This is a genomic window from Nitratireductor sp. J20-h4 (assembly GCF_056780505.1).
Window position 1 is genome coordinate 3,922,513 of the sequence record NZ_CM165557.1, and the last position, 25,510, is coordinate 3,948,022.

Annotated in this window: 24 protein-coding genes; 13 read left to right on the forward strand and 11 right to left on the reverse strand. The window is 65.1% G+C overall.

The window, feature by feature from the left end; translation table 11 throughout:
• Positions 1-26: 26 nt before the first annotated feature.
• A complete protein-coding gene (gene ispG, locus ACT2B0_RS18895) occupies positions 27-1,280 on the reverse strand; it encodes a flavodoxin-dependent (E)-4-hydroxy-3-methylbut-2-enyl-diphosphate synthase (protein WP_348419378.1) in 1,254 nt (417 codons plus the stop codon).
• A gap of 223 nt (positions 1,281-1,503) precedes the next feature.
• Here ispG and ACT2B0_RS18900 point away from each other — a divergent pair, with 223 nt between their 5' ends.
• Both ACT2B0_RS18900 and ACT2B0_RS18905 read left to right on the forward strand, forming a co-directional pair.
• The gene (locus ACT2B0_RS18900; protein WP_473459855.1) at positions 1,504-2,286 is read left to right on the forward strand and encodes a 3-hydroxybutyrate dehydrogenase; all 783 of its coding nucleotides are present in this window, start codon (positions 1,504-1,506) and stop codon (positions 2,284-2,286) included.
• Positions 2,287-2,323: 37 nt separating this feature from the next.
• Complete coding sequence (locus tag ACT2B0_RS18905) at positions 2,324-3,451, forward strand: patatin-like phospholipase family protein (protein WP_473466101.1); 1,128 nt, start codon at positions 2,324-2,326, stop codon at positions 3,449-3,451.
• Here ACT2B0_RS18905 and ACT2B0_RS18910 read toward each other — a convergent pair.
• Entirely contained in the window at positions 3,442-4,050 is a 609-nt protein-coding gene (locus ACT2B0_RS18910) for a TetR/AcrR family transcriptional regulator (protein ID WP_473459856.1), read from the reverse strand. The genes ACT2B0_RS18905 and ACT2B0_RS18910 overlap by 10 nt on opposite strands.
• 125 nt (positions 4,051-4,175) lie before the next feature.
• Here ACT2B0_RS18910 and ACT2B0_RS18915 point away from each other — a divergent pair, with 125 nt between their 5' ends.
• The 6 genes from ACT2B0_RS18915 to ACT2B0_RS18940 all read left to right on the forward strand — a co-directional run bounded on the left by ACT2B0_RS18915 (position 4,176) and on the right by ACT2B0_RS18940 (position 12,301).
• A complete protein-coding gene (locus ACT2B0_RS18915; protein WP_473466104.1) occupies positions 4,176-4,640 on the forward strand; it encodes a (2Fe-2S)-binding protein in 465 nt (154 codons plus the stop codon).
• A gap of 3 nt (positions 4,641-4,643) precedes the next feature.
• Positions 4,644-6,920 carry a xanthine dehydrogenase family protein molybdopterin-binding subunit gene (locus ACT2B0_RS18920; RefSeq protein ID WP_473459857.1) on the forward strand — a complete coding sequence of 759 codons (2,277 nt, stop codon included), beginning with the start codon at positions 4,644-4,646 and terminating at the stop codon, positions 6,918-6,920.
• A 14-nt stretch (positions 6,921-6,934) separates the two neighbouring features.
• Complete coding sequence (locus tag ACT2B0_RS18925; protein ID WP_481658424.1) at positions 6,935-7,528, forward strand: hypothetical protein; 594 nt, start codon at positions 6,935-6,937, stop codon at positions 7,526-7,528.
• A 194-nt stretch (positions 7,529-7,722) separates the two neighbouring features.
• The gene (locus ACT2B0_RS18930) at positions 7,723-8,862 is read left to right on the forward strand and encodes an efflux RND transporter periplasmic adaptor subunit (RefSeq protein WP_473459859.1); all 1,140 of its coding nucleotides are present in this window, start codon (positions 7,723-7,725) and stop codon (positions 8,860-8,862) included.
• Between the two features lie 10 nt (positions 8,863-8,872).
• Positions 8,873-12,040: an efflux RND transporter permease subunit gene (locus ACT2B0_RS18935; protein WP_473459860.1), complete on the forward strand. Its 3,168-nt coding sequence runs from the start codon at positions 8,873-8,875 to the stop codon at positions 12,038-12,040.
• Between the two features lie 102 nt (positions 12,041-12,142).
• Entirely contained in the window at positions 12,143-12,301 is a 159-nt protein-coding gene (locus ACT2B0_RS18940; protein ID WP_348419370.1) for a DUF3309 family protein, read from the forward strand.
• A 25-nt stretch (positions 12,302-12,326) separates the two neighbouring features.
• Here ACT2B0_RS18940 and ACT2B0_RS18945 read toward each other — a convergent pair whose 3' ends face one another.
• A complete protein-coding gene (locus tag ACT2B0_RS18945) occupies positions 12,327-13,283 on the reverse strand; it encodes an NAD-dependent epimerase/dehydratase family protein (RefSeq protein WP_473459861.1) in 957 nt (318 codons plus the stop codon).
• A 107-nt stretch (positions 13,284-13,390) separates the two neighbouring features.
• Between ACT2B0_RS18945 and ACT2B0_RS18950 the strand changes: the two genes are divergently transcribed.
• Positions 13,391-14,281 carry a LysR family transcriptional regulator gene (locus ACT2B0_RS18950; protein ID WP_348419368.1) on the forward strand — a complete coding sequence of 297 codons (891 nt, stop codon included), beginning with the start codon at positions 13,391-13,393 and terminating at the stop codon, positions 14,279-14,281.
• On the opposite strand, the gene ACT2B0_RS18955 is transcribed toward ACT2B0_RS18950, so the two are convergent.
• Both ACT2B0_RS18955 and ACT2B0_RS18960 read right to left on the reverse strand, forming a co-directional pair.
• Positions 14,266-15,456, reverse strand: a complete 1,191-nt coding sequence (locus ACT2B0_RS18955; protein WP_473459862.1) for an MFS transporter — start codon at positions 15,454-15,456, stop codon at positions 14,266-14,268. The genes ACT2B0_RS18950 and ACT2B0_RS18955 overlap by 16 nt on opposite strands.
• A gap of 132 nt (positions 15,457-15,588) precedes the next feature.
• On the reverse strand, positions 15,589-16,812 hold the full coding sequence (locus ACT2B0_RS18960) for an argininosuccinate synthase (protein WP_473459863.1): 1,224 nt from the start codon (positions 16,810-16,812) through the stop codon (positions 15,589-15,591).
• Positions 16,813-17,049: 237 nt separating this feature from the next.
• Between ACT2B0_RS18960 and ACT2B0_RS18965 the strand changes: the two genes are divergently transcribed.
• Positions 17,050-17,979, forward strand: a complete 930-nt coding sequence (locus ACT2B0_RS18965) for a hypothetical protein (protein ID WP_473459864.1) — start codon at positions 17,050-17,052, stop codon at positions 17,977-17,979.
• 13 nt (positions 17,980-17,992) lie between these two features.
• On the opposite strand, the gene ACT2B0_RS18970 is transcribed toward ACT2B0_RS18965, so the two are convergent.
• The 4 genes from ACT2B0_RS18970 to ACT2B0_RS18985 all read right to left on the reverse strand — a co-directional run bounded on the left by ACT2B0_RS18970 (position 17,993) and on the right by ACT2B0_RS18985 (position 21,516).
• Entirely contained in the window at positions 17,993-18,160 is a 168-nt protein-coding gene (locus ACT2B0_RS18970) for a hypothetical protein (protein WP_473459865.1), read from the reverse strand.
• Positions 18,161-18,205: 45 nt separating this feature from the next.
• The gene (locus tag ACT2B0_RS18975) at positions 18,206-19,558 is read right to left on the reverse strand and encodes a TRAP transporter large permease (RefSeq protein ID WP_473459866.1); all 1,353 of its coding nucleotides are present in this window, start codon (positions 19,556-19,558) and stop codon (positions 18,206-18,208) included.
• On the reverse strand, positions 19,555-20,175 hold the full coding sequence (locus tag ACT2B0_RS18980) for a TRAP transporter small permease subunit (RefSeq protein WP_106570254.1): 621 nt from the start codon (positions 20,173-20,175) through the stop codon (positions 19,555-19,557). The genes ACT2B0_RS18975 and ACT2B0_RS18980 overlap by 4 nt, the downstream gene beginning before the upstream one ends.
• 216 nt (positions 20,176-20,391) lie before the next feature.
• Positions 20,392-21,516, reverse strand: a complete 1,125-nt coding sequence (locus ACT2B0_RS18985; RefSeq protein WP_348419362.1) for a TRAP transporter substrate-binding protein — start codon at positions 21,514-21,516, stop codon at positions 20,392-20,394.
• 430 nt (positions 21,517-21,946) lie between these two features.
• Here ACT2B0_RS18985 and ACT2B0_RS18990 point away from each other — a divergent pair, with 430 nt between their 5' ends.
• Complete coding sequence (locus tag ACT2B0_RS18990) at positions 21,947-22,585, forward strand: LysE family translocator (RefSeq protein ID WP_348419361.1); 639 nt, start codon at positions 21,947-21,949, stop codon at positions 22,583-22,585.
• On the opposite strand, the gene ACT2B0_RS18995 is transcribed toward ACT2B0_RS18990, so the two are convergent.
• Positions 22,557-23,033, reverse strand: coding sequence for a hypothetical protein (locus ACT2B0_RS18995; RefSeq protein WP_348419360.1), 477 nt, complete (start codon positions 23,031-23,033; stop codon positions 22,557-22,559). The two genes, ACT2B0_RS18990 and ACT2B0_RS18995, sit on opposite strands and share 29 nt — an antisense overlap.
• Positions 23,030-24,265 (reverse strand): dual-specificity RNA methyltransferase RlmN, encoded by a 1,236-nt coding sequence (rlmN, locus tag ACT2B0_RS19000; protein WP_348419359.1) that lies wholly within the window; start codon positions 24,263-24,265, stop codon positions 23,030-23,032. The genes ACT2B0_RS18995 and rlmN overlap by 4 nt, the downstream gene beginning before the upstream one ends.
• A gap of 222 nt (positions 24,266-24,487) precedes the next feature.
• On the opposite strand from rlmN, the gene ACT2B0_RS19005 reads away from it, so the two are divergent.
• Together ACT2B0_RS19005 and ACT2B0_RS19010 are read left to right on the forward strand one after the other, a co-directional pair.
• Positions 24,488-24,781, forward strand: a complete 294-nt coding sequence (locus ACT2B0_RS19005) for a methyltransferase (protein WP_473459867.1) — start codon at positions 24,488-24,490, stop codon at positions 24,779-24,781.
• A gap of 91 nt (positions 24,782-24,872) precedes the next feature.
• Positions 24,873-25,484, forward strand: coding sequence for a TetR/AcrR family transcriptional regulator (locus tag ACT2B0_RS19010; protein WP_473459868.1), 612 nt, complete (start codon positions 24,873-24,875; stop codon positions 25,482-25,484).
• The last annotated feature ends 26 nt before the right edge of the window (positions 25,485-25,510 follow it).

Genomic DNA, 25,510 nt, shown 5'->3' on the forward strand with positions numbered 1-25,510 from the left:
TTTCCGCGTCCCGGGCCGGCGCCGCCCTATTCGGCCGCGTCGGCGCCGGCACGACCGAACCGGCGCTCGACATAGTCGGCGACCATCTGTTCGAATTCGGCCGCGATCGCCGGGCCGCGCAGGGTCGCCGCCTTGCGGCCGTCGATGAAGACAGGCGCCGCCGGCATCTCGCCCGTGCCCGGCAGCGAGATGCCGATATCGGCATGTTTGGATTCGCCCGGTCCGTTGACGATACATCCCATCACCGCCACCTTCAGCTCTTCCACGCCGGGATATTTGGCGCGCCAGACCGGCATGTTGCGACGCAGATCGCCCTCGATCTTCTGGGCCAGCTCCTGAAACACGGTCGACGTCGTGCGGCCGCAGCCCGGACAGGCCGCCACCACCGGCACGAACTGCCTGAAGCCCATCGTCTGCAGGAGTTCCTGCGCCACCTGAACCTCGCGCGTGCGGTCGCCGCCCGGCTCCGGGGTCAGCGAAATGCGGATCGTGTCGCCGATCCCCTGCTGCAGGAGCAGGCCCATGGCCGCCGACGAGGCCACCACCCCCTTGGTGCCCATGCCGGCCTCGGTCAGGCCCAGATGCAGCGCGTGGTCCGAGCGCCGCGCCAGCTCCGCGTAGACGGCGACGAGATCCTGGACCTGGCTCACCTTGGCCGACAGGATGATCCGGTCGCGCCCGAGCCCGATCTCCTCGGCGAGCGCGGCCGACAACAGCGCCGACTGCACGATCGCCTCGCGCGTGACTTCGGCCGCCGTCCGCGGCGAACCGGCGTCCTGGTTCTCGTCCATCAGCCTGGTGAGCAGCTCCTGGTCGAGCGAGCCCCAATTGACGCCGATCCGCACCGGCTTGTCGTGCCGGATCGCCAATTCGACGATATCGGCGAACTGGCGATCCCGCTTTTCCCTGAACCCGACATTGCCGGGATTGATGCGGTATTTTGCCAGCGCCTCGGCGCAGCCCGGATGATCGGCGAGCAGCTTGTGGCCGATATAATGGAAATCGCCGATCAGGGGCACTTCGATGCCGAGGCGCGCGAGGCGATCGCGGATTTTCGGGACCGCCGCGGCACTTTCGTCGCGGTCGACGGTGATGCGGACCAGCTCCGATCCGGCGCGATGCAGCGCGGCCACCTGCGCGACGGTAGCATCGATGTCGGCGGTGTCGGTATTGGTCATCGACTGGACCACGACCGGCGCTTCGCCGCCAACCAGGACGGACCCGACCGTTACGCCGACCGATCGGCGGCGCGGCAGCGGGGCGGAAAGATAGCCGGTCATGGCCGGGCTCCCGTGTGGAATTACCGTTATTGTCGAGTTGGCGAAGCGGCGTAGCGATGTCAACCGCGCCGGCCGATCATCCTTATCACGAAAATCGTGATGCCTGGCGACTGGAAATACCGCCGGGAGCTTGCCATTTGTGCATTGCACAAAGTTTGCTAATGCATCGCAGCATGACGCGCAAGACAACGAAGTCAATCGAACACGCAAGGAGATTCGACCCATGAGCCAGCGCAAGACCGCCCTCGTCACCGGGTCCACGTCGGGCATCGGCCTCGCCATCGCCGAACGGTTTGCCGCAGACGGCTTCAACGTGGTGCTGAATTCCTACACCGATGACGGCCAGGATCACGCGCTCGCCGCCGAACTGTCGCAAAAACACCCGGGCGCGGTGGTTTACATCCAGGCCGACATGTCGAAACCCGACCGTTGCCGGGCGCTGGTTGCGGCCGCCGCCGAGCGCTTCGGCACGGTCGACGTGCTCGTCAACAATGCCGGCATCCAGCATGTCGCCCCGGTCGAGGAGTTCGCGCCGGAAAAATGGGACGCGATCATCGCCATCAACCTGTCGTCGGCCTTCCACACCATCGCCGCGGCCGTGCCGCTGATGAAGAGGGCCGGCACCGGGCGTATCGTCAATATTGCCTCCGCGCACGGCCTCGTCGCCTCGCCCTTCAAATCGGCCTATGTGTCGGCCAAGCACGGGATCATGGGCCTGACCAAGACGGTGGCGCTCGAACTCGCCACGCACAGGATCACCTGCAACGCGATCTGCCCCGGCTATGTGCTGACACCGCTGGTCGAGGCGCAGATTCCCGACCAGATGAAGGCGCACGCCATGGACCGCGAGACCGTCGTGCGCGAGGTCATGCTCGACAGGCAGCCGACCAAGGAATTCGCCACGGTCGAGCAGATCGCCGCGACCGCCGCCTTCCTTGCTTCCGACGCCGCGGCCCAGATTACCGGCACGCATATTTCGGTCGACGGCGGCTGGACGGCCGCGTGAACCCGGCGCTGCGCTGGCGCTAACGAGAGTGGCAATGATGGCTGGAAAAGGCGGCGGAGCAAACCGCAAGACGGTCAATGTCGCGCTTCAGGGCGGCGGCTCGCACGGCGCCTTCAGCTGGGGCGTGCTCGACTGCCTGCTCGAAGACGGCCGGCTCGACATCGCCGCGATCTCCGGTACCAGCGCGGGCGCGATGAACGCCGTCGCGCTCGCCGACGGCTGGGTCAGGGACGGTGCCGACGGCGCGCGCGCCAAGCTGCACGACTTTTGGCGTTCGGTCGCCCGCAAGGGCCGCTTCAGCCCTGTCCAGCGCATGCCCTGGGACGTGGCGCTCGGCAATTGGTCGGTGGAACACACGCCCGGCTATCTCTGGTTCGAAGCCATGTCGCGCACCCTGTCGCCCTATGCCGCCAACCCGCTCAACATCAATCCGCTGCGCGACGTGGTCGAACACGAAATCGATTTCGACCGCGTGCGCGCCTGCGACGCGATCCAGCTCTTCGTGTCCGCCACCAATGTCCATACCGGCAAGCTGAAAGTGTTTTCCACCGCAGACCTGTCGCTCGACGTGGTCATGGCCTCGGCCTGCCTGCCGCAGATGTTTCAGGCGGTGACCATCGACGGCACGCCCTACTGGGATGGCGGCTACGGCGGCAATCCGGCCCTTTATCCCTTCTTCGAGACGAATCGGGTCGAAGACCTGCTTCTTGTTCAGATCAATCCGGTCACCCGCGAGACCACCCCCGTCACCGCGACCGAAATCCAGAACCGGATCGACGAGATCACTTTCAATGCCGCGCTGTTGAGCGAATTCCGCGCGATCGCTTTCGTCAAGAAGCTGATCGCCACCGGCAAGCTCGGCCATGGCGACTATCGCGACATCCGCATGCACCGCATCGACGCCGACGAGGCGCTGAAAGGCCTGACGGCGGCCTCCAAGGTCAATGCCGAATGGGCGTTCCTGGAATATCTGCGCGATCTCGGCCGCTCCGCTGCCCAGGACTGGCTGGACGAGAACTTCGACGCCGTCGGCGTGCGCCAGACCCTGCCGATCGAGGAGGAACTCGACAAGGGGCCGCATGGGCGCCCACACGCGCTCGGCCGGCGGGTGCGCGAATTCCTGGCCGGGCGGCCGAAACCGGCGACCATGCGCGGTCAGGGCTGAAGGGCGAGGCCGACCAGCCGCACCAGCCGGCGCGCCGCCGGCTCCCATTCCTCCGGCCCCGCCGCGCGCGCCTTCATGCCCTCGATCCCGTCGAGAACGAGCGCGGCCAGCGTGTCGGGCGAAAAGCCGCGCGCGCCGAGATCGACGGAACGCGCGGTCGCCTCGGTGGCGAGCGCTGCCGCGACAATGGCGAGGAAGCGATCGCGCCATGCGGCCATTTCCTCGGCTGCCAGGCTGTTCTTGACATCGAGGATTTCCGCACCGTGCGGTGCGTCGAAAAGCATCCGCATCATCGAGAACAGGCTCTTGTCCAGCCCGTCCATCAGCCTGGCCTCGATATCGCCGTCGCCGGTCAGCGCCCGCTCCAGCGCGCCTGTCGATTCGGCGAATTTGCGCGCCGCGATCGCCCGGTAGATATCGGCTTTGTTCTTGAAATCGAGATAAAGCGCCGGCCGCGACAACTCCGCCGCGCGCGCAATGTCGTCCATGGTGGTGCGCTGGAAACCGTAGGCGAGAAACACCCTGATCGCCCCCTCGACGATACGCTCACGACGTGCCTCGTCGGCGCCCGGCCCGACGGTCTTGATATCCTGCTTCACGGCAACGCTCAAAAGCCCCTGCACTCAAGTTGGTTGACAAAATAACAGAAAGTGTCAGGATGTCCATCGACAACCTCGCCTCGGCGAGGCTCGAAAGGCACTGGATGACAACGAAGGGTATCCCCATGCGCCTCACCGTCAACGGAAACCCGATCGATATCGACGCCGACCCGGACATGCCGCTGCTGTGGGCGTTGCGCGACCTTGCCGGCATCACCGGTCCCAAATTCGGCTGCGGCATCGCCGCCTGCGGCGCCTGCACCGTGCTTGTCGACGGCACGCCGGTGCGATCCTGCGCACTGCCGGTCGGTTTGGTGGACGGCGATGTTGTAACGATCGAGGGCCTGGCGGGAGCGGACGGACTTTCCCTCGTGCAGCAGGCCTGGCTCGATGAACAGGTACCGCAATGCGGCTATTGCCAGGCCGGGCAGATCATGAGCGCGCATGCGCTACTGCAAGAGATTCCAGAACCCACCGACGAAGACATCGACAACGCGATGGCCGGCAATCTGTGCCGGTGCGGCACCTATCCGCGCATCCGCGCCGCCATCAAACGCGCGGCGGCCGAAAAAGCCAGAACGGGAGCCTGAGCCATGGCCTCTCTCGGAAAGATCGCCCGGCGCACCTTCCTGATCGGCGCCGCCGCCGTCGCCGGCGGTGTCGCCGTCGGCTATTATATCTATCGCCGCCCCTACCCCAACCCGCTCGAGGACGAACTCGCCGAGGGGGAGGCGACGTTCAATCCCTATGTGATGATCGGCGCCGACAACGCCATCACGGTGATCGCACCGCGCGCCGAGATGGGCCAGGGCGTGGCCACGACGCTCGCCGCCCTGGTGGCGGAGGAACTCGACGTCGATCTCGATGCCGTCACCGTCGAGCACGGCCCGGCCTCCTATGCCTATTACAATTCCGAGATGCTGGCCGAGGGCGGACCGTTTCCGTTTTTCGAGGAAGGCGTGGTCGCCGAACTGATGCGCGGCGGCATGGGCGCCTTCGGCAAGTTTCTCGGCCTCCAGGGCACCGGAGGCTCGTCGTCGGTGCGCGACGGTTTCGACAAGATGCGCGCCGCCGGCGCCGCCGCCCGGCAGATGTTGCTTGCCGCCGCCGCCCTCAGGCTGGACGTTGAAATCGGCGCGCTTGCCACCGCGAACGCCACGATCACCCACGAGGCATCGGGCCGCACACTGACCTATGGCGAGGTTGCTGCCGATGCCTCGCGCCTGGACCCGCCCTCCGATATACGCCTCAAGCAGCCGGCCGAATGGCGCCTGCTCGGCAAGGCGCAACGGCGCACCGACATGCACGCCAAGGTGACCGGCGCGCCGATCTTCGGCGTCGATGTCAGCCTGCCCGACATGCTCTACGCCACCGTCAGGATGAGCCCGCGTTTCTGGGTCGAGCCCGTCAAGGCCGATTTTTCCAGGGCCGAAAAAATGCCCGGTGTCGTCAAGATCGTGCCGATCGACACCACCTACGGCCACGGCTTCGGCATCATCGCCGAGAACACCTGGGCCGCCTTCCGCGCTGCCGAGGCGATCGAGGTCGAGTGGGGCGAAGCCGACTATCCGCAAGACAGCGCCGCAATGTCGGCCTTTCTGCGCCGGGCGCTCGAAACGGGGAGCGGCGATGCGCTGCGTGACGACGGAGATGTCGACACCGCGTTTGCCGACGCGCCGCGCGACAAGGTCGTGGAGGCCGAATATGAGGTGCCCTTCCTGGCCCACGCCTGCATGGAGCCGATGAACGCGACCGCGCGGCTGAAGGACGGCCTGCTGGAGGTCTGGTCGCCCAACCAGATGCCGACCCTTACCCGCCAGCTCTGCGCCGACGTGGCCGGCGTCGACACCGAAGACACCCGCGTCCACACCACCTTCATGGGCGGTGGCTTCGGCAGGCGCGGCGAGATGGACTATTCCATGTTCGCCGCCCTGCTCGCCAGGGAAACCGACGGCCGGCCGGTCAAGGTCATCTGGACGCGCGAGGAGGACATCCGTCACGACACCTACCGCCCGGCGGCGATAGGGCGTTTCCGCGCCCGCCTCGGAGCCGACGGCCTGCCAGAAGCGGTCGACATGAGGATCGCCTCGCCCTCGACGATCGCCAGCACCTTGCGGCGCACCTTCCCCTCGCTCTCGCCCTTGGGACCCGACAAGACGATCGCCGAAGGCGCGTTCGATCAGCCCTACACCATCCCCGATTATCGGGTGGCGGCGGTCAAGGCCGACACCGGCGTGCCGGTCGGTTTCTGGCGTTCGGTCGGCAATTCCTTCAACGGCTATTTCCACGAATCCTTCCTCGACGAGCTGGCGGCCGCAGGCGGCCTCGACCCGGTCGCGATGCGGCTGACGCTGATGGCCGACCATCCAGCCGCCGTCAAAGTGGTCGAGAAGGCGGCCGCGCTCTCCAACTGGGGCGAAACCCTTCCCGCCGGCCGCGCCAAAGGCTTCGCCTTTACGCTTTCCTTCGGCAGCTGGGTCGCGGAAGTCGTCGAGGTCGCGGAAACCGACGCCGGTATCCGCATCGAAAAGGTCTGGATCGTCGCCGATGTCGGCACCGCGCTCGATCCCGGCATCATCGAGGCGCAATTGACGTCGGGCGCGGTCTTCGGCCTGTCCTCGGCGATCGGCCAGGAAATCACCTTCGCCGACGGCATGGCCGAGCAGTCGAATTTCCACGACTACGACGCCATGCGCATCCACCAGTGTCCGGCCTTCGAGGTGGCGATCCTGCAGAACTACCACAAGATGGGCGGCGTCGGCGAAATCGGCACGCCGCCCGCCGTGCCGGCGCTCGCCAACGCCGTCTTTGCCCTGACCGGCAAGCGCATTCGCTCGCTGCCGCTCAGCCGTGAGGTCGATTTCGCATGACCGTTTTGGCGAGATTGCTGACAGCAGCTGTCATAGCAATGCTGGCGGCAAGCCCCGTCCACGCGCAGGATGCGCCGGCCGTCGACGACGATGCGATCGCCGTCGATCGCGAAAAGGGCCTGGCCGAATGGGACAGGATCGTCGCCGTCCTGTCGCATCCGCGCTGCGCCAATTGCCATGTCGAGGATGCCTATCCGCGCTGGTCCGGTCCGCATTACGGCGCCACCCGCCTCCACGCCTTCAACATTACGAGAGGCGAGGACGGCTCCGGCTTCGGCAACGCCGCCCTGCGCTGTACCTCGTGTCATTTCTCAAGCAATTCCAGCAAGTTGCATGGACCGCCCGGCGCGCCTTTATGGCATCTCGCACCGGCGGAGATGGCGTGGTGGCAAAAATCCTCGGCCGAGATCTGCGCCCAGATCAAGGATCCCGAGCGCAATGGCGCACGCACGCTCGAGGACATTGCGGCCCATGTCCGCGACGACCCGCTGGTCGGCTGGGGCTGGGCCCCGGGGCCGGGCCGCGAGCCAGCGCCTGGATCGGCCGAAGCCACGTTCAGGGCCATCGAACGCTGGGCCGAGGCCGGCGCGCCCTGTCCGGCCGATTGACCGGTCATCACCGCAATTGGTCGAACCTATCGTCAAAAGTGTCTTTTTTCGCTGGAACAATTGCGGTACACAACCGCCGCCGGGAGAAGGTGGATACCCATCGCCGATTGAATCCGGCCGCTTCAAAGACCACATGAGCCCAGCGCCCCGACGTCCGGCGCGTCAATGGCGGAACGTTTGCGCGGGAACCACGCATGCCGAGAATCAAACTCCATAAGCTGGCAGCCGTTATCGTGCTTGCAGCGACGGCTGGCTGGATTCTGACCGGCGAGTTCAGTTCCGTCGGCAGCGCGATCCCCGGATCCGATACCCCGCCGGTCGAGGACGAGAAGGTTGCTATCGAGACGCCGCTGCGCACCGTCGCCGTGGTCGTGCCGCCGCGCACCATGCATTCGCGCACAATTCGCGTCTCCGGGACGACGGAAGCCAACAAGCACACCAGGCTCGCCGCCCGCGTCGGTGGCATCGTCTCGGAACTGCCGGTCGCAAAGGGCAGCCCTGTCGATGAGGGCGATCTGATCATGCGCCTCGACGCGGAAGGCAAGGTCGCCGCCGTGGACATGGCCAAGGCAATGCTTGCCCAGCGCGAGGCTGAAGCCAAAGCCGCCGAGCGCCTGGCCAAATCCGGCAATATGGCGAAGCTTCGCCTCGATGGCGCGCAAACGGCGCTGGCGCAGGCCCGCTCGCAGCTGGAAGCTGCCGACGCCGAGCTTGCCCGCAACGAGGTACGTGCCCCCTTCGCCGGCCTTGTCGACCGCGTCGCCGTCGAAAAGGGCAGCGCCATCCTGCAGGGCGCGGAGATCGCGACCGTGCTCAGCCTCGATCCGATCCTGGCCGTCGGCCAGGTCAGCGAGCATGACCTCGCCGAACTGGAGATCGGCAACACCGCCACGGTGCGGCTGGTGGACGGCACAAGCCTGGAAGGCACGCTGCGCTATATCAGCCGCGAGGCCGCGCCGCAGACGCGCACCTTTCGCGTCGAGATCGCGATCGCCAATCCGCAGCTGGAGATACCGGCCGGCATGACCGCCGAGATCAGCCTGCGCGCCGACATGGTGCAGTCGGTCTTCCTGCCGCGCTCCGTCGTCACATTGTCGGAAACCGGCGATCTCGGCGTGCGCATCGTGACGCCGCAGGACCTCGTCGATTTCGTACCCATCGACCTGATCGACGACACCCCCCAGGGTCTCGTGCTGGGCGGCATACCCGACGACGCGCGCATCATCGTCGCCGGCCAGGATCTGGTGAAGACGGGCGACGCGGTCAACGCCGTGGAAGCCGATGCCGAAACGGTCAAACGCCTGGTCGGCCAGCTGGCCGGCCCGGTCAACTGACGGCGGCGTGATGGGTATCGTCGACTACGCCATCCGCAATGCGCGACTGACGATTTCGATCCTGCTGTTCTTCCTGGTGGCGGGCACGATGGCCTATCAGGCCATTCCCAAGGAAGCCGAGCCGGACATCCAGATTCCGATCATCTATGTGAGCATGACCTATCAGGGCATCTCGCCGGAGGATGCCGAACGCCTGCTCTTGCGACCGGTCGAGACGCGGCTGAAATCGATCAGCGGCATCAAGGAAATGCGGTCGAGCGCCTATCAGGGCGGCGGCAATGTCGTGGTCGAGTTCCAAGCCGGGGCCGACCTCGACAAGGCGCTCGACGACGTGCGCAACAAGGTTTCAGACGCCGAGCAGGACCTGCCGCAGGGCGTCGACGAACCGAGCGTCAACGAGGTCAATATCTCGGAATTCCCCGTCCTCGTCGTCACCTTGTCGGGCGATGTGCCCGAGCGCGCGCTGACGGCCGCGGCGCGCGAGCTGCGCGACCGCATCGAGGAAGTTACCGGCGTGCTCGACGCGGCCTTGCGCGGTGCGCGCGACGATCTGGTCGAGGTCATTATCGATCCGGTCAAGCTGTCGTCCTACGGGTTGCGGCTCGACCAGCTGGTCGCCGCCGTCAACGCCAACAATTCGCTCGTCGCCGCCGGCGCGCTACAGGGCGATGAAGGCCGCTACGCCGTCAAGGTTCCGTCTCTGATCGAGACGGTGGAGGACGTCGCCAATTTGCCGATCGTCGCCGACAGCGATGCGGTTGTGCGCGCCCGCGATCTCGCCACCATCCGCTCCACCTTCAAGGACGCCGAGACGATCACCCGGCTCGACGGACGCCCCGCGATCGCGATCGAGGTGTCCAAGCGCACCGGCGCCAATCTGGTCGAGACGGTCGACAAGGTGAAAGCGGTCGCCACCCAGTTCCAGGAGATCCTGCCCGAGGGCGCGACGGTGTCCTTCAGCCAGGACAAGTCGACCGTCATCCGCCAGCTTCTCGGCGACCTCGAAAACAGCGTCCTGACCGCCGTCATCCTGGTTTTCGTGGTCATATTGTACGCGCTGTCGGGGCGCGCCTCGATGCTGATCGGCCTGGCCATCCCGGCCTCCTTCCTGATGGGCATCATGTGGCTGTCGCTGGCCGGCTATACGGTCAATATCGTCGTGCTGTTCTCGCTGATCCTGGCCGTCGGCATGCTGGTCGACGACGCCATCATCGTGACCGAATTCGCCGAGCGGCGCATGACGGAAGGCATGCCCAAGGCCGAGGCCTTTTCGCTTGCCGCCAAACGCATGGCCGGCCCGGTCGTGGCGGCGACGGCGACGCGCGTGGCCGCCTTCTCGCCGCTCCTGTTCTGGCCCGGCATCGTCGGCGAGTTCATGAAATACATGCCGATCACACTGATCGTCACGCTATCGTCGTCGTTGATCTACGCCCTGGTCTTCACGCCCGCGCTCGGCGCGCTGTTTGCAAAGCCGGTGATCGAGGAAGAGCATCGCGACGGCTGGTACATGCGTTTCGTACGGCGCGCCGTACGCCACCCTTTCATCGTCACCTTTGCCTCGCTCGCGGCCCTGGTCGCCGTGCCCTACGCCTACGCCACCTATGGCAAGGGTGTCGAATTCTTCCCCAATGTCGAGCCGGAATACGGCCTGCTCTACGTCCATGCGCGCGGCAACCTCTCGCTGGAAGAGCAGGACGCTCTGGTGCGCCAGGCGGAAGAGCGCATTCTCGGCTGGCCCGGCATCGAGACCGTTTACACGCGTGTCGGCAGCGTGCGCGGCGGCGGCGCCGAAATCGACGAGGATGTCGTCGGCGTCATCCAGTACGAATTTCTCGACTGGCGCGAGCGCAAGCCGGCAAGCGCCATCCTGGAAGATTTGCGCGTCGCCATGACCGGCATCCCCGGCGCCGAGATCGAAGTGTCGGTGCCCGACGCCGGCCCGCCGACCGGCAAGGCGATCCAGGTCCAGCTCTCCGCCAACGACCCGTCCGGGCTGGACGAGGTCGCCGGCAAGACGGCGGCCATGCTCGCCACCATTCCCGATGTAATCGACATCGGCGACGGCCTGCCGCCGCCCGGCATCGATTGGGAGATCCAGGTCGACCGCACCAAGGCCGCCCAGTACGGCATCGGCCCGGGCGCGGTCGGCACGGTGGTCCAGCTCGTCACCACCGGACTGAAACTGTCGGATTATCGTCCGGCGGGCGCCGACGATGCCGTCGATATCCGCCTGAGGCTGCCGGAGGACCGGCGCACGCTCGCCACGCTCGACCAGTTGCGGGTGGAGACGGCACAAGGCTCGGTGCCGATCTCGAACTTCGTCAGCCGCGAGCCGGCGCTACGCACCGGCATTCTGACCCGCATCGATGGCGTGCGCACCGTCACCGTCGACGCCGGCATCCGCGAGGGCGTTCAGGCCGACGCCGTGCGTCAGAAGGTAATCGCCAATCTCGAGGCGATGAATCTCGACGCCAGCGGCATCCGCTGGAAGCTCGCGGGCGAGGACGAGGAGCAGAAGGCGGCGGGCGAGTTCCTGTCGAAGGCGTTCGGCGCCGCGATCTTCCTGATTTTCGTGGTCCTGCTCGCCTTGCTCAACAAGTTCATGTCTGTCGGCCTGGTTCTGTCGGCGGTGGTGATGTCGACCATTGGCGTCTTGCTCGGGCTCTTGATCATGGGCCAGCCCTTCGGCGTGGTCATGACCGGCATCGGCATCATCGCGCTGGCCGGTGTCGTGGTGAACAACAACATCGTTTTGATCGACACCTACGACCGCCTGCGCCACGAGGGCTGGGACAAGCTCGAAGCCGTGTTGCAGACCTGCCGCGAGCGCGCGCGCCCGGTCGTGCTGACGGCGGTGACGGCGATCCTCGGCGTGCTGCCGATCGCCTTCGGCGTCAATCTGGAACTGATGAACCACGAGACCACCTATGGTGCGCCGTCGACGCAGTGGTGGATCGCGCTGTCGAGTTCGATCGTCTTCGGCCTCGCCTTCTCCACCGTGCTGACGCTGGTGGTCACCCCGTCGCTGCTGATGATCTTCACCCGCAGCAACGATTCCAAGGTCTCGGCTTTCCTCAATCGCCTCTTCCGCCGGCGCGGCGCAAGGAAGGAGGCCGAGCCGACGGCCGGAAAACCCGACGTCGACCTGACATCGGGCTATCCCAAGGCGGCGGAATAGCAGGCCGGGACGGCGATCAAGCTCCCGTTCTCCTCGAGCGCTCGGGAACCGTAGCGCCCTTCGCGCATTGATGTGTGTTAGCCACGCATCGGAGGGAGCATCATGACGCTCGGCACCATTCTCATCATCATCCTGATCCTGATCCTGATCGGCGCGGTTCCCGCCTGGCCGCATTCGCGGGCCTGGGGTTACGGCCCGTCCGGGCTCGTCGGCGCGATCCTGCTCGTGATCCTGATCCTGGCCCTGCTCGGTAGGATCTGACCGGGCTGGCCGACCGCCGTGCGGCTCAGGCGGCCCGCCGCCGCGGGGCATCGAGGCCGAGATCGGCGATCGCCTGGCCGGTCGCCGTGGCCGGCTCGGTTGTCGGCTCCGGCCCGATCAGCCGAGCGAACCGTCCGCCGTCGAGCGAATGCGCCGTGCGCCACAGATAGGACATCGCCGCCACCTCGCGCAAAAGCGGCACGAAGAGGCCGCCGGCGCGCACCAGCGTCCACGGCACGCCGCGTCGCGTCAGCGGACGTCCCAGCGCCTGTTCCGTCGCCGCCTTGAACTGGGCGCCGGTCAGCGTATGGCCGGCCAGATGAAAGCGCTCGAATTTTGCCAGCCCGGAGCGTTTTTCCGCAGCCATGACAAAGGCGCGCGCCAGATCTGGCAGATAGGCAAAGGCATGCGGCACATCCATCGAGCCCGGCCAGGTGAAGATATTCTTGCGCAGCTTGGCGAGAATGAAGATGTCGAGCCAGCTTTCCGGCCGGTGTCCACCGTAGAAATCGCCGGCGCGCAGCACGATCGTGCGCACGCCGCGCTCGCGCGCCCGCGCCGCGAACAGCTCTTCCATGGCGATGCGGATGCGCGCCTTCGGCGTGGAGGCGACCTGGGGCGCGTCCTCCGTCGTTTCGAGCCCGATTTCGTAGCCGAAATTATAGACATTGCCGGGCACCATGTGCGTCGCCCCCGCCTTTTCAGCGGCGAAGATAACGTTTTCGGCCATCGGCAACACTTTTTCCTCCCACTCCGTATAGGCTGGGTTGAGCGCGTTGAGGACAATGTCGGCGCCAAGGCAGGCAGCCGCCAGCGCCTCGCGATCGAAGGCGTTCGCCTGCACGGCTTCGACGCCCGGCGCCAGCGCCGCCCCCTTGGCCCCCCGCGCCACGCCCTTGACCCGCCAACCAGCGTCCAGGAAAGCGCGCGCGGCCGCATCGCCGATACGTCCCGCCGCGCCGAGAATGACAATCGTCTGCATGTGAAACTCCCTTGCTCTGTCGGGAGCAAGATGCTTTATTCTTCATTGAATTGAAATTGCAGTCACTTGCAGTCTAGATATTCATGAATGAATAGAAACGGTCCCGGATGGCCGACGATCTCGACTGGAATCTGATCAAGAGTTTCGTGGCGGTGGCCGAGGCCGGCAGCCTGTCTGCGGCCGCGCGCAGCCTGCGGTCCAGCCAGCCCACGCTTGGCCGGCACGTGGCGGAGCTGGAACGGGCGCTTGGCGTGACCTTGTTCCGGCGCGGCCGCGGCGGTTATGTGCTGAGCGAGGACGGCGCGGCGCTCCTCGACCGGGCCCGCGCCATACGCGAGCAGGCCGCGGCCTTTTCACGGCTTGCGCTGGGGGCGAGCGAGCAGGTTTCGGGAACGGTGCGGATTGCCGCCAGCGAGGTGATGGCCGCCTACGCCCTGCCGACGCTTACCGCTGCGCTGGCGGTCGAGGAGCCTGGCATCGAGATCGAGATCGTCGCCTCCAATCAGGTCGAAAACCTGCTGCGCCGCGACGCCGATATCGCGATCCGCATGGTCAAACCCGCCCAGCTCGATCTTGTCACGCGCAAGATCGCTGACATCCCGCTCCTTGCCTGCGCCGCCACCACCTATCTCGAACGCCGCGGCCGGCCGCGACAACCCGACGATCTCGTCGCCCACGACCTTGTCGGTTTCGACCGCGACGCCAGCATCATCGAGGGTTTTGCCCGTTTCGGCGTCGAGGCCGACCGTCACGCCTTCCGCTTCCGCTGCGACAGCCAGATCGTCTACTGGCAGGCGATCCGCGCCGGCAACGGCGTCGGGTTCTTTCAACGGCCGCTAATCGACCGCGACGACGGTGTCGAGGCGTTGCTGCCCGGAATGCGGCTGCCGGTATTGCCGATGTGGCTCGCCATGCATCGCGACGTGCGCACGAGCCCGCGCATCCGCCGGGTCGCCGATTTTCTGCATGAAGGGCTCAAGCGCTATGCGGCCGAGTGAGACGGTCCGCCGCGCGCGAATTCGGCTTTTCTGGCCAAGCCCGCCATCACCACAACGAGCACCAGCAGTCCCGACAGCACCGCAAAGATCGGCGCAAAGCCGGTGCGCTCGCCGATGAAGCCGATCACCGACGGCGCCACCAGCAGCCCGGCATATCCCATGCTCGTCACCGTGCTCAGCCCGGCGCCGGCGGAGATGTCGTCCTGATTGCCGGCGGCGGAAAAGGCGATCGGCACCATATTGGCGATACCCAGTCCGGACAGGGCAAAGGCGACGATCGCCAGCGCCGGATCGGGCGACCAGGCCGCCACCATCATGCCGGCGGCGGCGACCAGGCCGGAAACCCGCAAGGTCGTCACCGCGCCGAGCCGGTCGCGCACCGCATCGCCGGCAAAGCGCATCAGCGCCATCGTTCCCGAGAAACCGGCAAAGGCGAGCCCGGCCGTGGCAAGGTCCGCGCCGCGTTCCTGGCGCAGATAAAGCGCTGCCCAGTCGAGAACCGCGCCCTCGGGCACCATGGAAAACAACGCGATCAGGCCGACCAGATAGACGAGCGGATTGCGCGGCAGGGAAAAACGCCTGCCGGACGCCACCTCCGGCGAGGCCTCGCCCGACAAATGCCGCGTGGCGACCAGCGTCGCCAGAAGCGCGATCGCAGTCACGGCGAGGCCGTGGCCGACAGGGCCGAGCGCCACGATGGCGAACCCGCCGAGCCCGCCGCCGGCAAAGCCGCCGAGGCTCCAGAATCCGTGCGAGGACGACATGATGGCGCGGCCGAGCCGGCGCTCCACCGCCACCGCGTTGGCGTTCATCGACACGTCCGTGCCGCCGATCAGCGCGCCGAACGCCACCAGCGCCAACGCCACGCTGGCAAGACCTGGCGCCATCGCCACGCCCAACAGGCCGAACGAGCAGGCAGGCGCCAGCACGCGCAGCACCGGCGTAGAGCCGTACCGGGCGATCAGATAGCCGGCCGTCGGCATGGCGATAAGCGCGCCGGCGCCGAAACCCAGGATCAGAAGGCCGAGCGTGAATTCGCTGATCTGCAGGCGGTCGAGCGTAACCGGTATCTGCGGCGCCCAGGACCCGACCAGAAACCCGTTGACCAGGAAGATCGCGGCGACGGCCCAGCGCCCGCGCTTCAGCTCCGTGGATGACGTTCCGGTTGCCCGCACCGCCCGCTCTCCTGTTGCGCCATGTTTTCTAAATCGATTTAGAAAGACGTCAACCGACACGGCCCGCCAATGGTTGCGCCAGAGCCGGCCAGGGCGGCACGGCGCGATGATCGCCGCGCCGCGCGCTCTGCGCTACCGTTGCCGGTCGCGCGCCGCCAGCGTGCGCAAACGCAGCGCATTGAGCCGGATGAAGCCTTCGGCATCCTTCTGGTCATAGGCGCCGCGATCATCCTCGAAGGTGACGAGCGCTTCGGAATAAAGCGATTTCGGCGAGCGCCGGCCGGCAACGATGACATTGCCCTTGTAGAGCTTCAGCCGCACCTCGCCCTCGACGTTTTCCTGGCTCCTGTCGATCAGCGCCTGCAGCATCTCGCGCTCCGGCGAGAACCAGAAACCGTTATAGATCAGCTCGGCGTAACGCGGCATCAACTCGTCCTTCAGATGCGCCGCGTCGCGATCGAGCGTCAGCGATTCCATCGCCCGGTGCGCCGCAAGCAGGATCGTGCCGCCCGGCGTTTCGTAGACGCCGCGCGATTTCATGCCGACGAAGCGGTTTTCCACCAGGTCGATGCGGCCGATGCCGTTGTCGCGGCCGAGATCGTTGAGCGCGGTCAGGATCGCGGCCGGCGACATCGCCTTGCCGTCGATGGCGACCGGATCGCCCTTGACGAAAGAGATCGTGACCTCGGTCGCCGTATCGGGTGCCTCCATCGGCGAGATGGTACGCTGATAGACATATTCGGGCGCCTCCGACCACGGGTCTTCCAGCACCTTGCCCTCCGAGGAGGAGTGCAGAAGATTGGCGTCGACCGAGAACGGCGCCTCGCCCTGCTTGTCCTTGGCGATCGGGATCTGGTGCGCCTGGGCGAAATCCAGCAGCGCCGTGCGCGACTTGAACTCCCAGTCGCGCCACGGCGCGATCACCTTGATGTCGGGATTGAGCGCGTAGGCCGACAACTCGAAGCGCACCTGATCGTTGCCCTTGCCGGTCGCGCCATGCGCGATCGCGTCCGCGCCGGTCTCCTCGGCGATCTCGACCAGCCGTTTGGAAATCAGCGGCCGGGCGATCGAGGTACCGAGCAGGTAGACCCCCTCGTAGAGCGCATTGGCCCGGAACATCGGAAAGACGAAATCCGAAACGAACTCTTCGCGCACGTCCTCGACATAGATCTGTCTGATCCCCAGCATCTCGGCCTTCTGGCGCGCCGGCTCCAATTCGCCACCCTGGCCGAGATCGGCGGTGAAGGTCACCACCTCCGCGCCGAGTTCGGTCTGCAGCCATTTCAGGATGATGGAGGTATCGAGGCCGCCGGAATAGGCGAGCACGACCTTCTTGACGTCTTTCCACTTGCTCATGGGATTTCTCGTCTTTCGAATTGCCGGCGCCGGACGGCAAGGCCGGATGCGCCCCTTGAAGTCGCTGCCCTTTTATCAGGAAAGCGCGGCCGGGCAAGGCTGTCGCCTCGCCTTCGGTTGCGGCACCCTTGGTCTGCTGAAACGGCTACGCGACGCAGCCGTCGAGGCCCGGTTTGCGCCGGTTTCGCGATCGGTTAATCTTGCGCGGGGTTCGAATCGGGAAGCGGGACAAAACCTTTGCCACCAGCTCATACGCGCGCCACGCGGCATTGGCTGCTCCGCGGCCGGATTGGCGGCCTCGCGATCGCGGGGGCAGGGCTGTCGGCCCTGCTTGGTCTTGCCGGCCCGGTATCGGCCGCCGAACGCTGGACGGTCGCACCTTTCGGCGCCATCGCATACGCCCCCCCGCCTGTTGCCGCCCGCCGCGTCGAGGCCGTGCAGCTCGACTGCCGCGAACAGCGCTGGACGCTGCTCCTGCGCGTCGCCGCCGACACCGACGCCCAGGCCCTGCCCGACACCGCCCGGTTGCGGATCGACCGGTCCGATTTCGAACTTGAACGCGTCTCCAGCGGGAGAGGCGTCGCGCTCAAGGTGCCGCGCGAACTGCTCGATCCGCTGAAGAGCGGCGGCGAAATGTCGGTCGAGGTCGGGGAAGGCCCGACTGTCGTGCAGGCGCGCCTGTCGCTGCGCGGCTCGCGCAAGGCCATCGAAGCGGTCGCGCCGGAATGCTCGCCGCGCGACATGTCGGCCTATGAGGCGATCACGCTCGAACAGACCGGCGAGGCGGTCGACATTGCAACGAAGCTGCTTGCCGACGAGATCGCGCGTTTCCGCGCCGCCGCCGGTTTTGCCCCACAGATCCAGGCGCGGCGTGTTGATCTCGATGCGCAGCGCGCGCTTCTGGTCGCCAGCCTGTGCGGGGCGAGTTCCTATTTCGGCGATACCGGCTGCAACGTGACCGTACACGCCCGCGCGCATGCCGCGGCCGACTGGCACGAAGTGTTCAACAGCGAGGGCATGGCGCTGCATTGGGATCCGGGCGCGGCAACCGACGGCTGGCCCGACCTAGTGGCGCTGCCGCCGGGCGAGGACGACGAATTCGTCTGGTTCTGGGACGGCGGCGGTTATTCGTTGCGCGTTCCCGCCAGCCAGCCCGCGCGCGACTGACCAGCGCCCTGTCCTATCGGTCGCCGCGAAACAGCGAGCGCCACATGTCGTAACCGGACAGCCCGAGGCCGATCAGACAGGCGACGTAGAGGTCGACCCGATGGACCTTGACGGCGATGATGCCGAGAAACCCGGCCAGAAGCGCATAGGCCAGCAGGGCGAACAGGCGGTCAACGAGCATGGTGGGACCTCTCCGAGATGCGGTCGATCGCGTGCCTGACCATCGTCACCGCCCGTAGAACAGTTTCGGCAGCGCGTGCACGATGTCGGGCAGCACGTAGAGCACGACCATGGTGACGAACACCATGAAGACATAGGGCAGCGAGCCGGCGAAGATCTGCGTCAGGCGCACATGCGGCGGCGCGATCCCCTTGAGGTAATAGGCCGACATCGCCATTGGCGGCGTCAGGAAGGACGTCTGCAGGTTCAGCGCGATCAGAATGCCGAAGAACAGCGGATCGATGTCGAAAAGCGGCAGCAAGGGCAGGAAGATCGGCACGAAGATGATGATGATTTCTGACCATTCCAGCGGCCAGCCGAGCAGGAAGATAATGATCTGAGCCAGGATCAGGAACTGCAGCGGCGTCAGATCCATGCCGACCACGAATTCGCGCACGACCTGCTCGCCGCCGAGATAGGAAAACACCGAGGCGAACGTCCACGAGCCGACGAACAGCCAGCACACCATGGCGGTCGTGCGCACCGTCAGATAGACCGACTCGCGCAGCCTGTCCCAGGTCAGCGCGCGATAGGCGGCGGCCAGCACGAGCCCGCCGATCGCCCCGATCGCCGCCGCCTCCGAGGGTGTGGCCAGACCGAACAGGATCGCGCCAAGCACCGACAGGATGAGGATCGCCAGCGGAAAGAAGGATGTCAGCAACATCACGACCAGCCGTGTCGTCGGGATCGGTTCGTCTGGCTCTTCCGGGCGCGGGGCGAGCGACGGCTGCAGCGTGGCGCGGCCGACGATGTAGATCAGATACATGCCGGCCAGCAGGAAGCCCGGCAGCAGCGCGCCGGCATAAAGCCGTACGATAGACACGCCCGAGGCCGCGGCGTAGACGATCAGCATGATCGAGGGCGGGATCAGGATGCCGAGCGTCCCGCCGGCGCAGATCACACCCGACGCGAAACGCTCGTCGTAGCGCGCCCTGAGCATGGCCGGAAAGGCAAGCAGCCCCATCAGCGTCACGACGGCGCCGACGATGCCCGTGGCGGTGGCGAACAGCGCGCAGGTGATCAGCGCCGCGACCGCCATCGACCCTGGCAACCGGCGGCTCGCGACGCTCAGCGTCTCGAACAGCCGATCGACGATATTGGCCCGCTCGACGATATAGCCCATGAACAAAAATAGCGGGATCGCTGTCAGTACGTCGTTGGCCATCACCGAATAGGTCTGGTTGACGAACAGATCGAAGATGCGATTGTCGAACAGGGTGCGCATGCGCTCCGCGTCGAAATAGGCGTAATAGCCGAAGCCGATACCCATCGCCATCAGGGTGAAGGCGATCGGGAAGCCGAGCATGATGACGAAAATGAACAAGCCCAGCATCAGGATCGCGATTTGCGGATCGGTCATGGACGCCTTTCCTTCGGGGTGACGATGTCGATCGCTTCGGAGCCGTGCGCCAGCACCGAACGGCCGGCCTTCTGCAGCCTCGTCTCGAGCTCCTCGACGTCTTCTTCGGGAAGCGGCCACGCGCCGGTGCGGATCGTGAGCACGCAACGGAAAACCTGGGCCACGCCCTGGAAGACCAGCAGGATGCCGGCTGCGATGATCACCGATTTGAACTGGAAGATCGGCACGTTGGCCGGGCTCATGCTGGAGACTTCGAAATAGCGCCAGGAGCGTCCGGCGTATTTCCAGCCGGAAATGACCAGCGCCAGCACGCCGGGAAAGAAAAACAGCAAATACAGGATGAGCTCGACCTTGGCCTGCGTCGCCGGTTTCCAGAGCCTGTAGACGAAGTCGCCGCGCACATGACCGTCGCGGGACAAGGTATAGGCGCCCGCCATCATGAACATCGTGCCGTACATCATATAGGACAGGTCGAACGCCCACGGCGTCGGCGCGTTGAGCGCGTATCGCACGAAAACCTCGTAACCGACCCCCAGGGTCATCACGAGCACGCACCACGCGAACACCTTGCCGAACCAGGCCGACAATTTGTCGGCAAACCTTATATAGCTTCGCATCACCCTTAGCCCCGCATTGTCTTGACCAGGCTCAACCGCAAGCCGTGAGCGGGGGACGCGGCCGCCTATCGGCTGCATCCCGCCACGCCAGGGCCGGTCGTCGTCCGGAGTGCGCGCGGCGCACGGCGGGTCTCGAGTCCGAAACCCGCCGCTTGCGACCATACCGCGCCTCCGGAGCCGGACGCAGATCGGCCCTGGCCGGGCCCTGCGAGACGATCAGAGCTTGCCCGGATAATAGTGCTGATAGGCCAGACGGTAGTCCGGTGCGTTCTGCAGGCTGTAGAACACCACCCGCTCGCACCATTCCTTCTGGCTTTCCACCACCTTGGCGAAGAACGGATCCTCCATCAGTGGCGGCAGGATCTCGTCCCAGGCGTCGAGCTGGGTCTTCAGGACGTCGTCGGGCGTGCGCTTGACGTTGACGCCGGCCTCCGTCTGCAGCTTTTCCAGATCGGTCGAATATTGATGGAGCGCCAGCGCCGTATTGGCCAGATGCACGGCCTCCACGCCGTATTTCAGGATCGCCTGCAGATCGGGCGGCAGGCTTTCATATTTGTCCTTGTTGAAGATGAACTCGAACGATTCGGAGGCTTGGTGATAGGACGCCAGCATGTAGTTCTTGGCCACGTCCTGCGCCCCGAAGCGGCTGTCGGAGGTCGGGTTGTTGAACTCGAACGCATCGATCACACCCCGCTCCATCGCCGGCACGATCTCGCCGCCCGGAAGCTGGGCCACCGCCGCTCCCATCGCCTGGAACAGGTCGGCCGCCAGGCCGACCGTGCGGTATTTAAGGCCTGCGACCTGGTCGGCGCTGGTGATTTCGTCCTTGAACCACCCGAAGGGCTGCGCCGGCATGCCGAAGGCGAAGAAGCCGACAATGTTGAGGCCCAGAACGTCCTGGGTCAGTTCGCGGTAAAGCTCGTTGCCGCCGCCGTGATACATCCACGCGATCATCTCGGTCGCATTGGCGCCGAACACGGGGCCGGTGCCGAAGAGCGACGCGGCCTTGTTCTTGCCGTACCAGTACACCGGAACCGTGTGCGCGACATCGATGATGCCGTCGTGACAGGCGTCCTGCACCTGGAAGGCGCCGACGACGGCGCCGGCCGGCAACAGGTCGATTTTCAGCCGACCACCGGCCATCTCCTCGACGCGTTCGACATATTGCTGCGCCATTTCCTGGAAGACGTCCGAGGACGGCCAGGACGACTGCATTTTCAACGTGATCGGGGCCTGCGCGAGAACCGCCGGCGTCGCCAGCGTGGTCGTCGCCACCGCGCCGGCCCCGGCGATCGAGCTGTTTTTCAGAAAGTGTCGCCGCGAAATTTTATCGGTCGTCATTTTTTCCTCCCTGATATGCGTGTAGCATTTTTCAGCACATCAAGAATAATCTATGCGAACATTTGTGCAATCCGGTGATTTTCAAGGATATTGCTGCAGTCGCTTCTAATACGAAAGTTTTATTTCTCATATTGTTCGCAATCAAACCATAAATTCTATATTGAATTTATATCTTTTGCATTCTTGATCATATTTGCACTGCAGCAAAATTTGTAATTTTGAGAATATTACTTAGAATCAAACACTTGTATCTGAATGATCCGGCTCGGTTCGAATTTCTGCGAAGCGTCATCGGCAAACGCTGTCAGCTTGGACCTTCGCCTTGGCATGCATTCTGGCGGAAATGGCTCGGCGGCGAGCTTTTCGCAGTGCCGTCCATGCTGTAAAGCGAAGCCTCGACACTGCAACAATGGTCCGGTGCCAGGTTTCGATGTTCGTGCCCGAATTTTCCGTCCTGCTGCAATTTGCCGTCGCGACCTTCATCATCGCGATCACCCCGGGACCCGACATGACCCTGTTCGTGGGTCGCGCCCTGTCGGAGGGACGCGCGGCGGGGCTCGCATGCATGGTGGGCGCCATGACCGGCATCGTCATCCACACCTGCATGGTCGCGCTTGGGCTCTCGGCGTTGATCGTCGCCTCGCCCCAGGCCTTCCTGGCGCTGAAGATCGTCGGGGCCGGCTATCTGGTCTGGCTTGCCTGGCAGGCGATCCGCAACGGCTCGGCCTTTTCGCCGGAGACCCGCGCCGGCAAATCGCGCTCGCTTTACCGCAACTGGGCGACGGGGCTGGGGATCAACCTGCTCAATCCGAAGATCATTTTGTTCTTCATGACCTTCCTGCCGCAATTCGTCTCGGTGTCCGACCCGCACGCGTCGGGAAAACTGTTCTTTCTCGGCCTGATGTTCATCCCGCTATCCTTGCCGCTGACCATTCCGATGGTGCTGGCGGCCGACGGCTTTGCCGGCCTCTTGAGGAAAAGTCCGCGGGTGACTCGGGTGATCGACTATCTGTTCGCGGGCGTGTTTTCCGCCTTCGCGATCAAGATCCTGACCGCTCAGGCGCGTTGAATTCGGCCCGGTCGCGCCAGCGGCCGGCGCTTCGGCCGCACAGGGCCCAATAGACGATACCCCCGGCAATGCCGGCCCCCAGCAGGGACAGGATCGGCCTGTCGATCAGGGACCCGGCTTCAGCCGTGGCGCCGCCATCCAGCAGCGCCGACACCGCGGCCGCGATCACGCCGCCGCAGACCGCGTAATAGAGCCATTCCCGACGGCGCGAAAATTCGCCGAACAATATGGCCGCGATTGCGGGAATGAAGGCGTAGTACGAGGCCAGCAGCGCCACGAACAGGACCGAGAACAACCAGGCGCCCAAATCGCCGGGACCCTGCCCGAGCTCGGCCTGGGCCCTTCCGAGCAGGATCGCATGCAGGAAACCGCTCGCCGCCAGCGCAGCGGCCGCATAAGCGACGATGATAACCGCGAAGCGGACCAGCAGGACAAGAATGCGGATCAAGCCTCGCCGTGCCCGGCAATCATCATTGCCTCGAGCGCCAGCCGTTCGGATTTCTTCATCCGTTCGGATTCCGATTTGAGCTGTCCGCAGGCCGCCAGGATATCACGCCCGCGCGGCGTGCGGATCGGGGAGGCGTAGCCGGCCTGATTGACATAGTCGGCGAAGGTTTCGATCGTTTCCCAGTCCGAACACTGATAATTGGAGCCGGGCCAGGGATTGAACGGGATCAGGTTGATCTTGGCCGGAATGCCCCTGAGCAGCCGCACCAGCTCCTTTGCGTCGGCCAGCGAATCGTTGACGTCGCGCAGCATGACATATTCGAAAGTGATCCGCCTGGCGTTGGAAAGGCCCGGATAGTTCCGGCAGGCTTCCAGAAGCGCCTTCAGCGGATATTTCTTGTTGATCGGCACCAGCATGTCGCGCAGATCGTCGCGCACCGCGTGCAGCGAGATCGCCAGCATGACGCCGATTTCCTCGCCGGTGCGGTAGATTTCAGGCACCACGCCGGAGGTCGACAAGGTGATGCGGCGTTTCGACAGGGAAAGCCCGTCACCGTCCGAGGCGATCAGAAGCGCCTTCTTCACGTGGTCGAAATTGTAAAGCGGCTCGCCCATGCCCATCATGACGATGTTGGAAATCTTGCGCCCTTCCGCCGGCACGATCGCCCCCATCGGCGTTTCCCGCTGGGGAAAATCGCCGAGCCGGTCGCGCGCCGTCAGAAGCTGCGACAGGATCTCTTCGGCCGTCAGGTTGCGCACCAGTTTCTGTGTACCGGTGTGGCAGAACGAGCAGGTCAGCGTGCAGCCGACCTGCGAGGAAATACACAACGTGCCGCGGCCCTGCTCGGGAATATAAACGGTTTCGACCTCGACAGGACGTCCCGCGCCGCGCGGCGGAAAGCGAAACAGCCATTTGCGGGTGCCGTCGGCCGAGATCTGCTCCTCGACGATTTCCGGCCGCGCCACAGTGAAATGGCGACCGAGCGCCTCACGCAGGTCGCGCGAAATATTGGACATTTCGTCGAAATCGGACACGCCTCGCACATAAAGCCAGTGCCAGAGCTGCTGCGCGCGCATCCTGGCTTGTCGCTCGGGCACGAGCCCGCTCTCCACCAGGGTGGCGGCAAGCTCCTCCCGGGTCAGGCCGACCAGGGTCGGTGTGTCCGATTTCGCGCGTTCGGCGGCGAGAGCGTTGCGCGTCTCGACGGAGGTCAGATCGATCGTCAGGGCCATGGGCGTCAAAATATGGTCGGCTTATGCCGGTTTCCAGTTTCAGCGGCTTTATCAGAACCGCGCGCCCGCGTCATCCGCCTTGCGACTGGAGCGCTGCGAGCGCAGGAAACTTGATAAGAACCATTTTCTATCACGAAAGTCTTCTATTACGCTCCAGCGGTCTTTGCCATCGGCGGTGAGCCGAGGGGAAATGGCTGATAGCTGCCAGTCCGTTTTCCGGTCATGATTGCGACACGGCAGATTCGGCGCGACCGCAATGCCGGGTTTCCTGGAATCCTGGCGATTGTTTTCAAACTGGTTTTGGTTCTTATGCGCACGCGGCGGTTTCCTCATCCCGGGACGGCTATCCACATCTTTCAACGGTCAAATAGGCTGATAACCGACGGATTTTATTCCATTTGCCAAATTCCGATGTATCTCGGTCTGGCGCTGGCGCCGTTCGGCCTTGCAATCAAGGTCAACGCGCCGATCACTTGCGCGCTCGCGGCCGCTTCGGCCCTCGTCAGCGACTTCTGACAAAATCCGCCGTCGACGGCTGCGGGTCCAGTCGGTCTTCGGCGAGGCCGTTTGCCGCTGCCGGCGCCGGACCTGCGGATGGATCTGATATTTGCCGAGACCGAAAACCGACATCGCCGCCGTACGGAAAAAACTCCTTGAGGCGGCCGAGCGCCACATCAAAGCCCATGGGCCGAAAAAGCTCACCGTGTCGGATATCGCTGCCGAATGCGGCATGTCGCAATCGAACGCCTACCGCTTCTTTCACAGCAAGCGTGATCTGCTCGAGGCGGTCGGCGAACGCTGGTTCGCGGAGATCGAGCGCGAACTCGCCGACATCGCCGCCTCCCGCCAGCCCCCGGCCGAGCAGTTGGTGCGCTTCATCCTGCGCCAGTACGAATTGAAGCGCGCACGCTACGCCGACGACCCGGAGCTGTTCCGGGCCTATCTGGCGCTCGGCATGGCCAATGTCTCGATCGTCGAGCGCCATTTGAACCGCATGCACGCCCAGCTCGAGGCGATCATGCAGCGCTGCGGCGAAGACGGGCTGCTCGGCGGTCGCGAACCGGGCGAAGCGGCAAACCTGGTCGAGGCGATGACCGCGCGCTTCCGCGATCCCGGCCAGATCATGCGGTTTTATGACACGGATTCGCCCGCCCGCGTGGCCGAGATCGCCGGTCTGATCCTGGCCGGCATGGCCCATTTGCGCAGGAACGCCGCCTGAGCCTGCGACCCGCGGGCCAATCCGCG

Coding starts and splice junctions, on each gene's coding strand:
- ispG (WP_348419378.1), bottom strand. CDS start 1,280: ATGACCGGCTATCTTTCCGCCCCGCTGCCGCGCCGCCGATCGGTCGGC.
- ACT2B0_RS18900 (WP_473459855.1), top strand. CDS start 1,504: ATGAGCCAGCGCAAGACCGCCCTCGTCACCGGGTCCACGTCGGGCATC.
- ACT2B0_RS18905 (WP_473466101.1), top strand. CDS start 2,324: ATGGCTGGAAAAGGCGGCGGAGCAAACCGCAAGACGGTCAATGTCGCG.
- ACT2B0_RS18915 (WP_473466104.1), top strand. CDS start 4,176: ATGCGCCTCACCGTCAACGGAAACCCGATCGATATCGACGCCGACCCG.
- ACT2B0_RS18920 (WP_473459857.1), top strand. CDS start 4,644: ATGGCCTCTCTCGGAAAGATCGCCCGGCGCACCTTCCTGATCGGCGCC.
- ACT2B0_RS18930 (WP_473459859.1), top strand. CDS start 7,723: ATGCCGAGAATCAAACTCCATAAGCTGGCAGCCGTTATCGTGCTTGCA.
- ACT2B0_RS18935 (WP_473459860.1), top strand. CDS start 8,873: ATGGGTATCGTCGACTACGCCATCCGCAATGCGCGACTGACGATTTCG.
- ACT2B0_RS18940 (WP_348419370.1), top strand. CDS start 12,143: ATGACGCTCGGCACCATTCTCATCATCATCCTGATCCTGATCCTGATC.
- ACT2B0_RS18945 (WP_473459861.1), bottom strand. CDS start 13,283: ATGCAGACGATTGTCATTCTCGGCGCGGCGGGACGTATCGGCGATGCG.
- ACT2B0_RS18950 (WP_348419368.1), top strand. CDS start 13,391: ATGGCCGACGATCTCGACTGGAATCTGATCAAGAGTTTCGTGGCGGTG.
- ACT2B0_RS18960 (WP_473459863.1), bottom strand. CDS start 16,812: ATGAGCAAGTGGAAAGACGTCAAGAAGGTCGTGCTCGCCTATTCCGGC.
- ACT2B0_RS18970 (WP_473459865.1), bottom strand. CDS start 18,160: ATGCTCGTTGACCGCCTGTTCGCCCTGCTGGCCTATGCGCTTCTGGCC.
- ACT2B0_RS18975 (WP_473459866.1), bottom strand. CDS start 19,558: ATGACCGATCCGCAAATCGCGATCCTGATGCTGGGCTTGTTCATTTTC.
- ACT2B0_RS18980 (WP_106570254.1), bottom strand. CDS start 20,175: ATGCGAAGCTATATAAGGTTTGCCGACAAATTGTCGGCCTGGTTCGGC.
- ACT2B0_RS18985 (WP_348419362.1), bottom strand. CDS start 21,516: ATGACGACCGATAAAATTTCGCGGCGACACTTTCTGAAAAACAGCTCG.
- ACT2B0_RS18990 (WP_348419361.1), top strand. CDS start 21,947: ATGTTCGTGCCCGAATTTTCCGTCCTGCTGCAATTTGCCGTCGCGACC.
- rlmN (WP_348419359.1), bottom strand. CDS start 24,265: ATGGCCCTGACGATCGATCTGACCTCCGTCGAGACGCGCAACGCTCTC.
- ACT2B0_RS19005 (WP_473459867.1), top strand. CDS start 24,488: ATGATTGCGACACGGCAGATTCGGCGCGACCGCAATGCCGGGTTTCCT.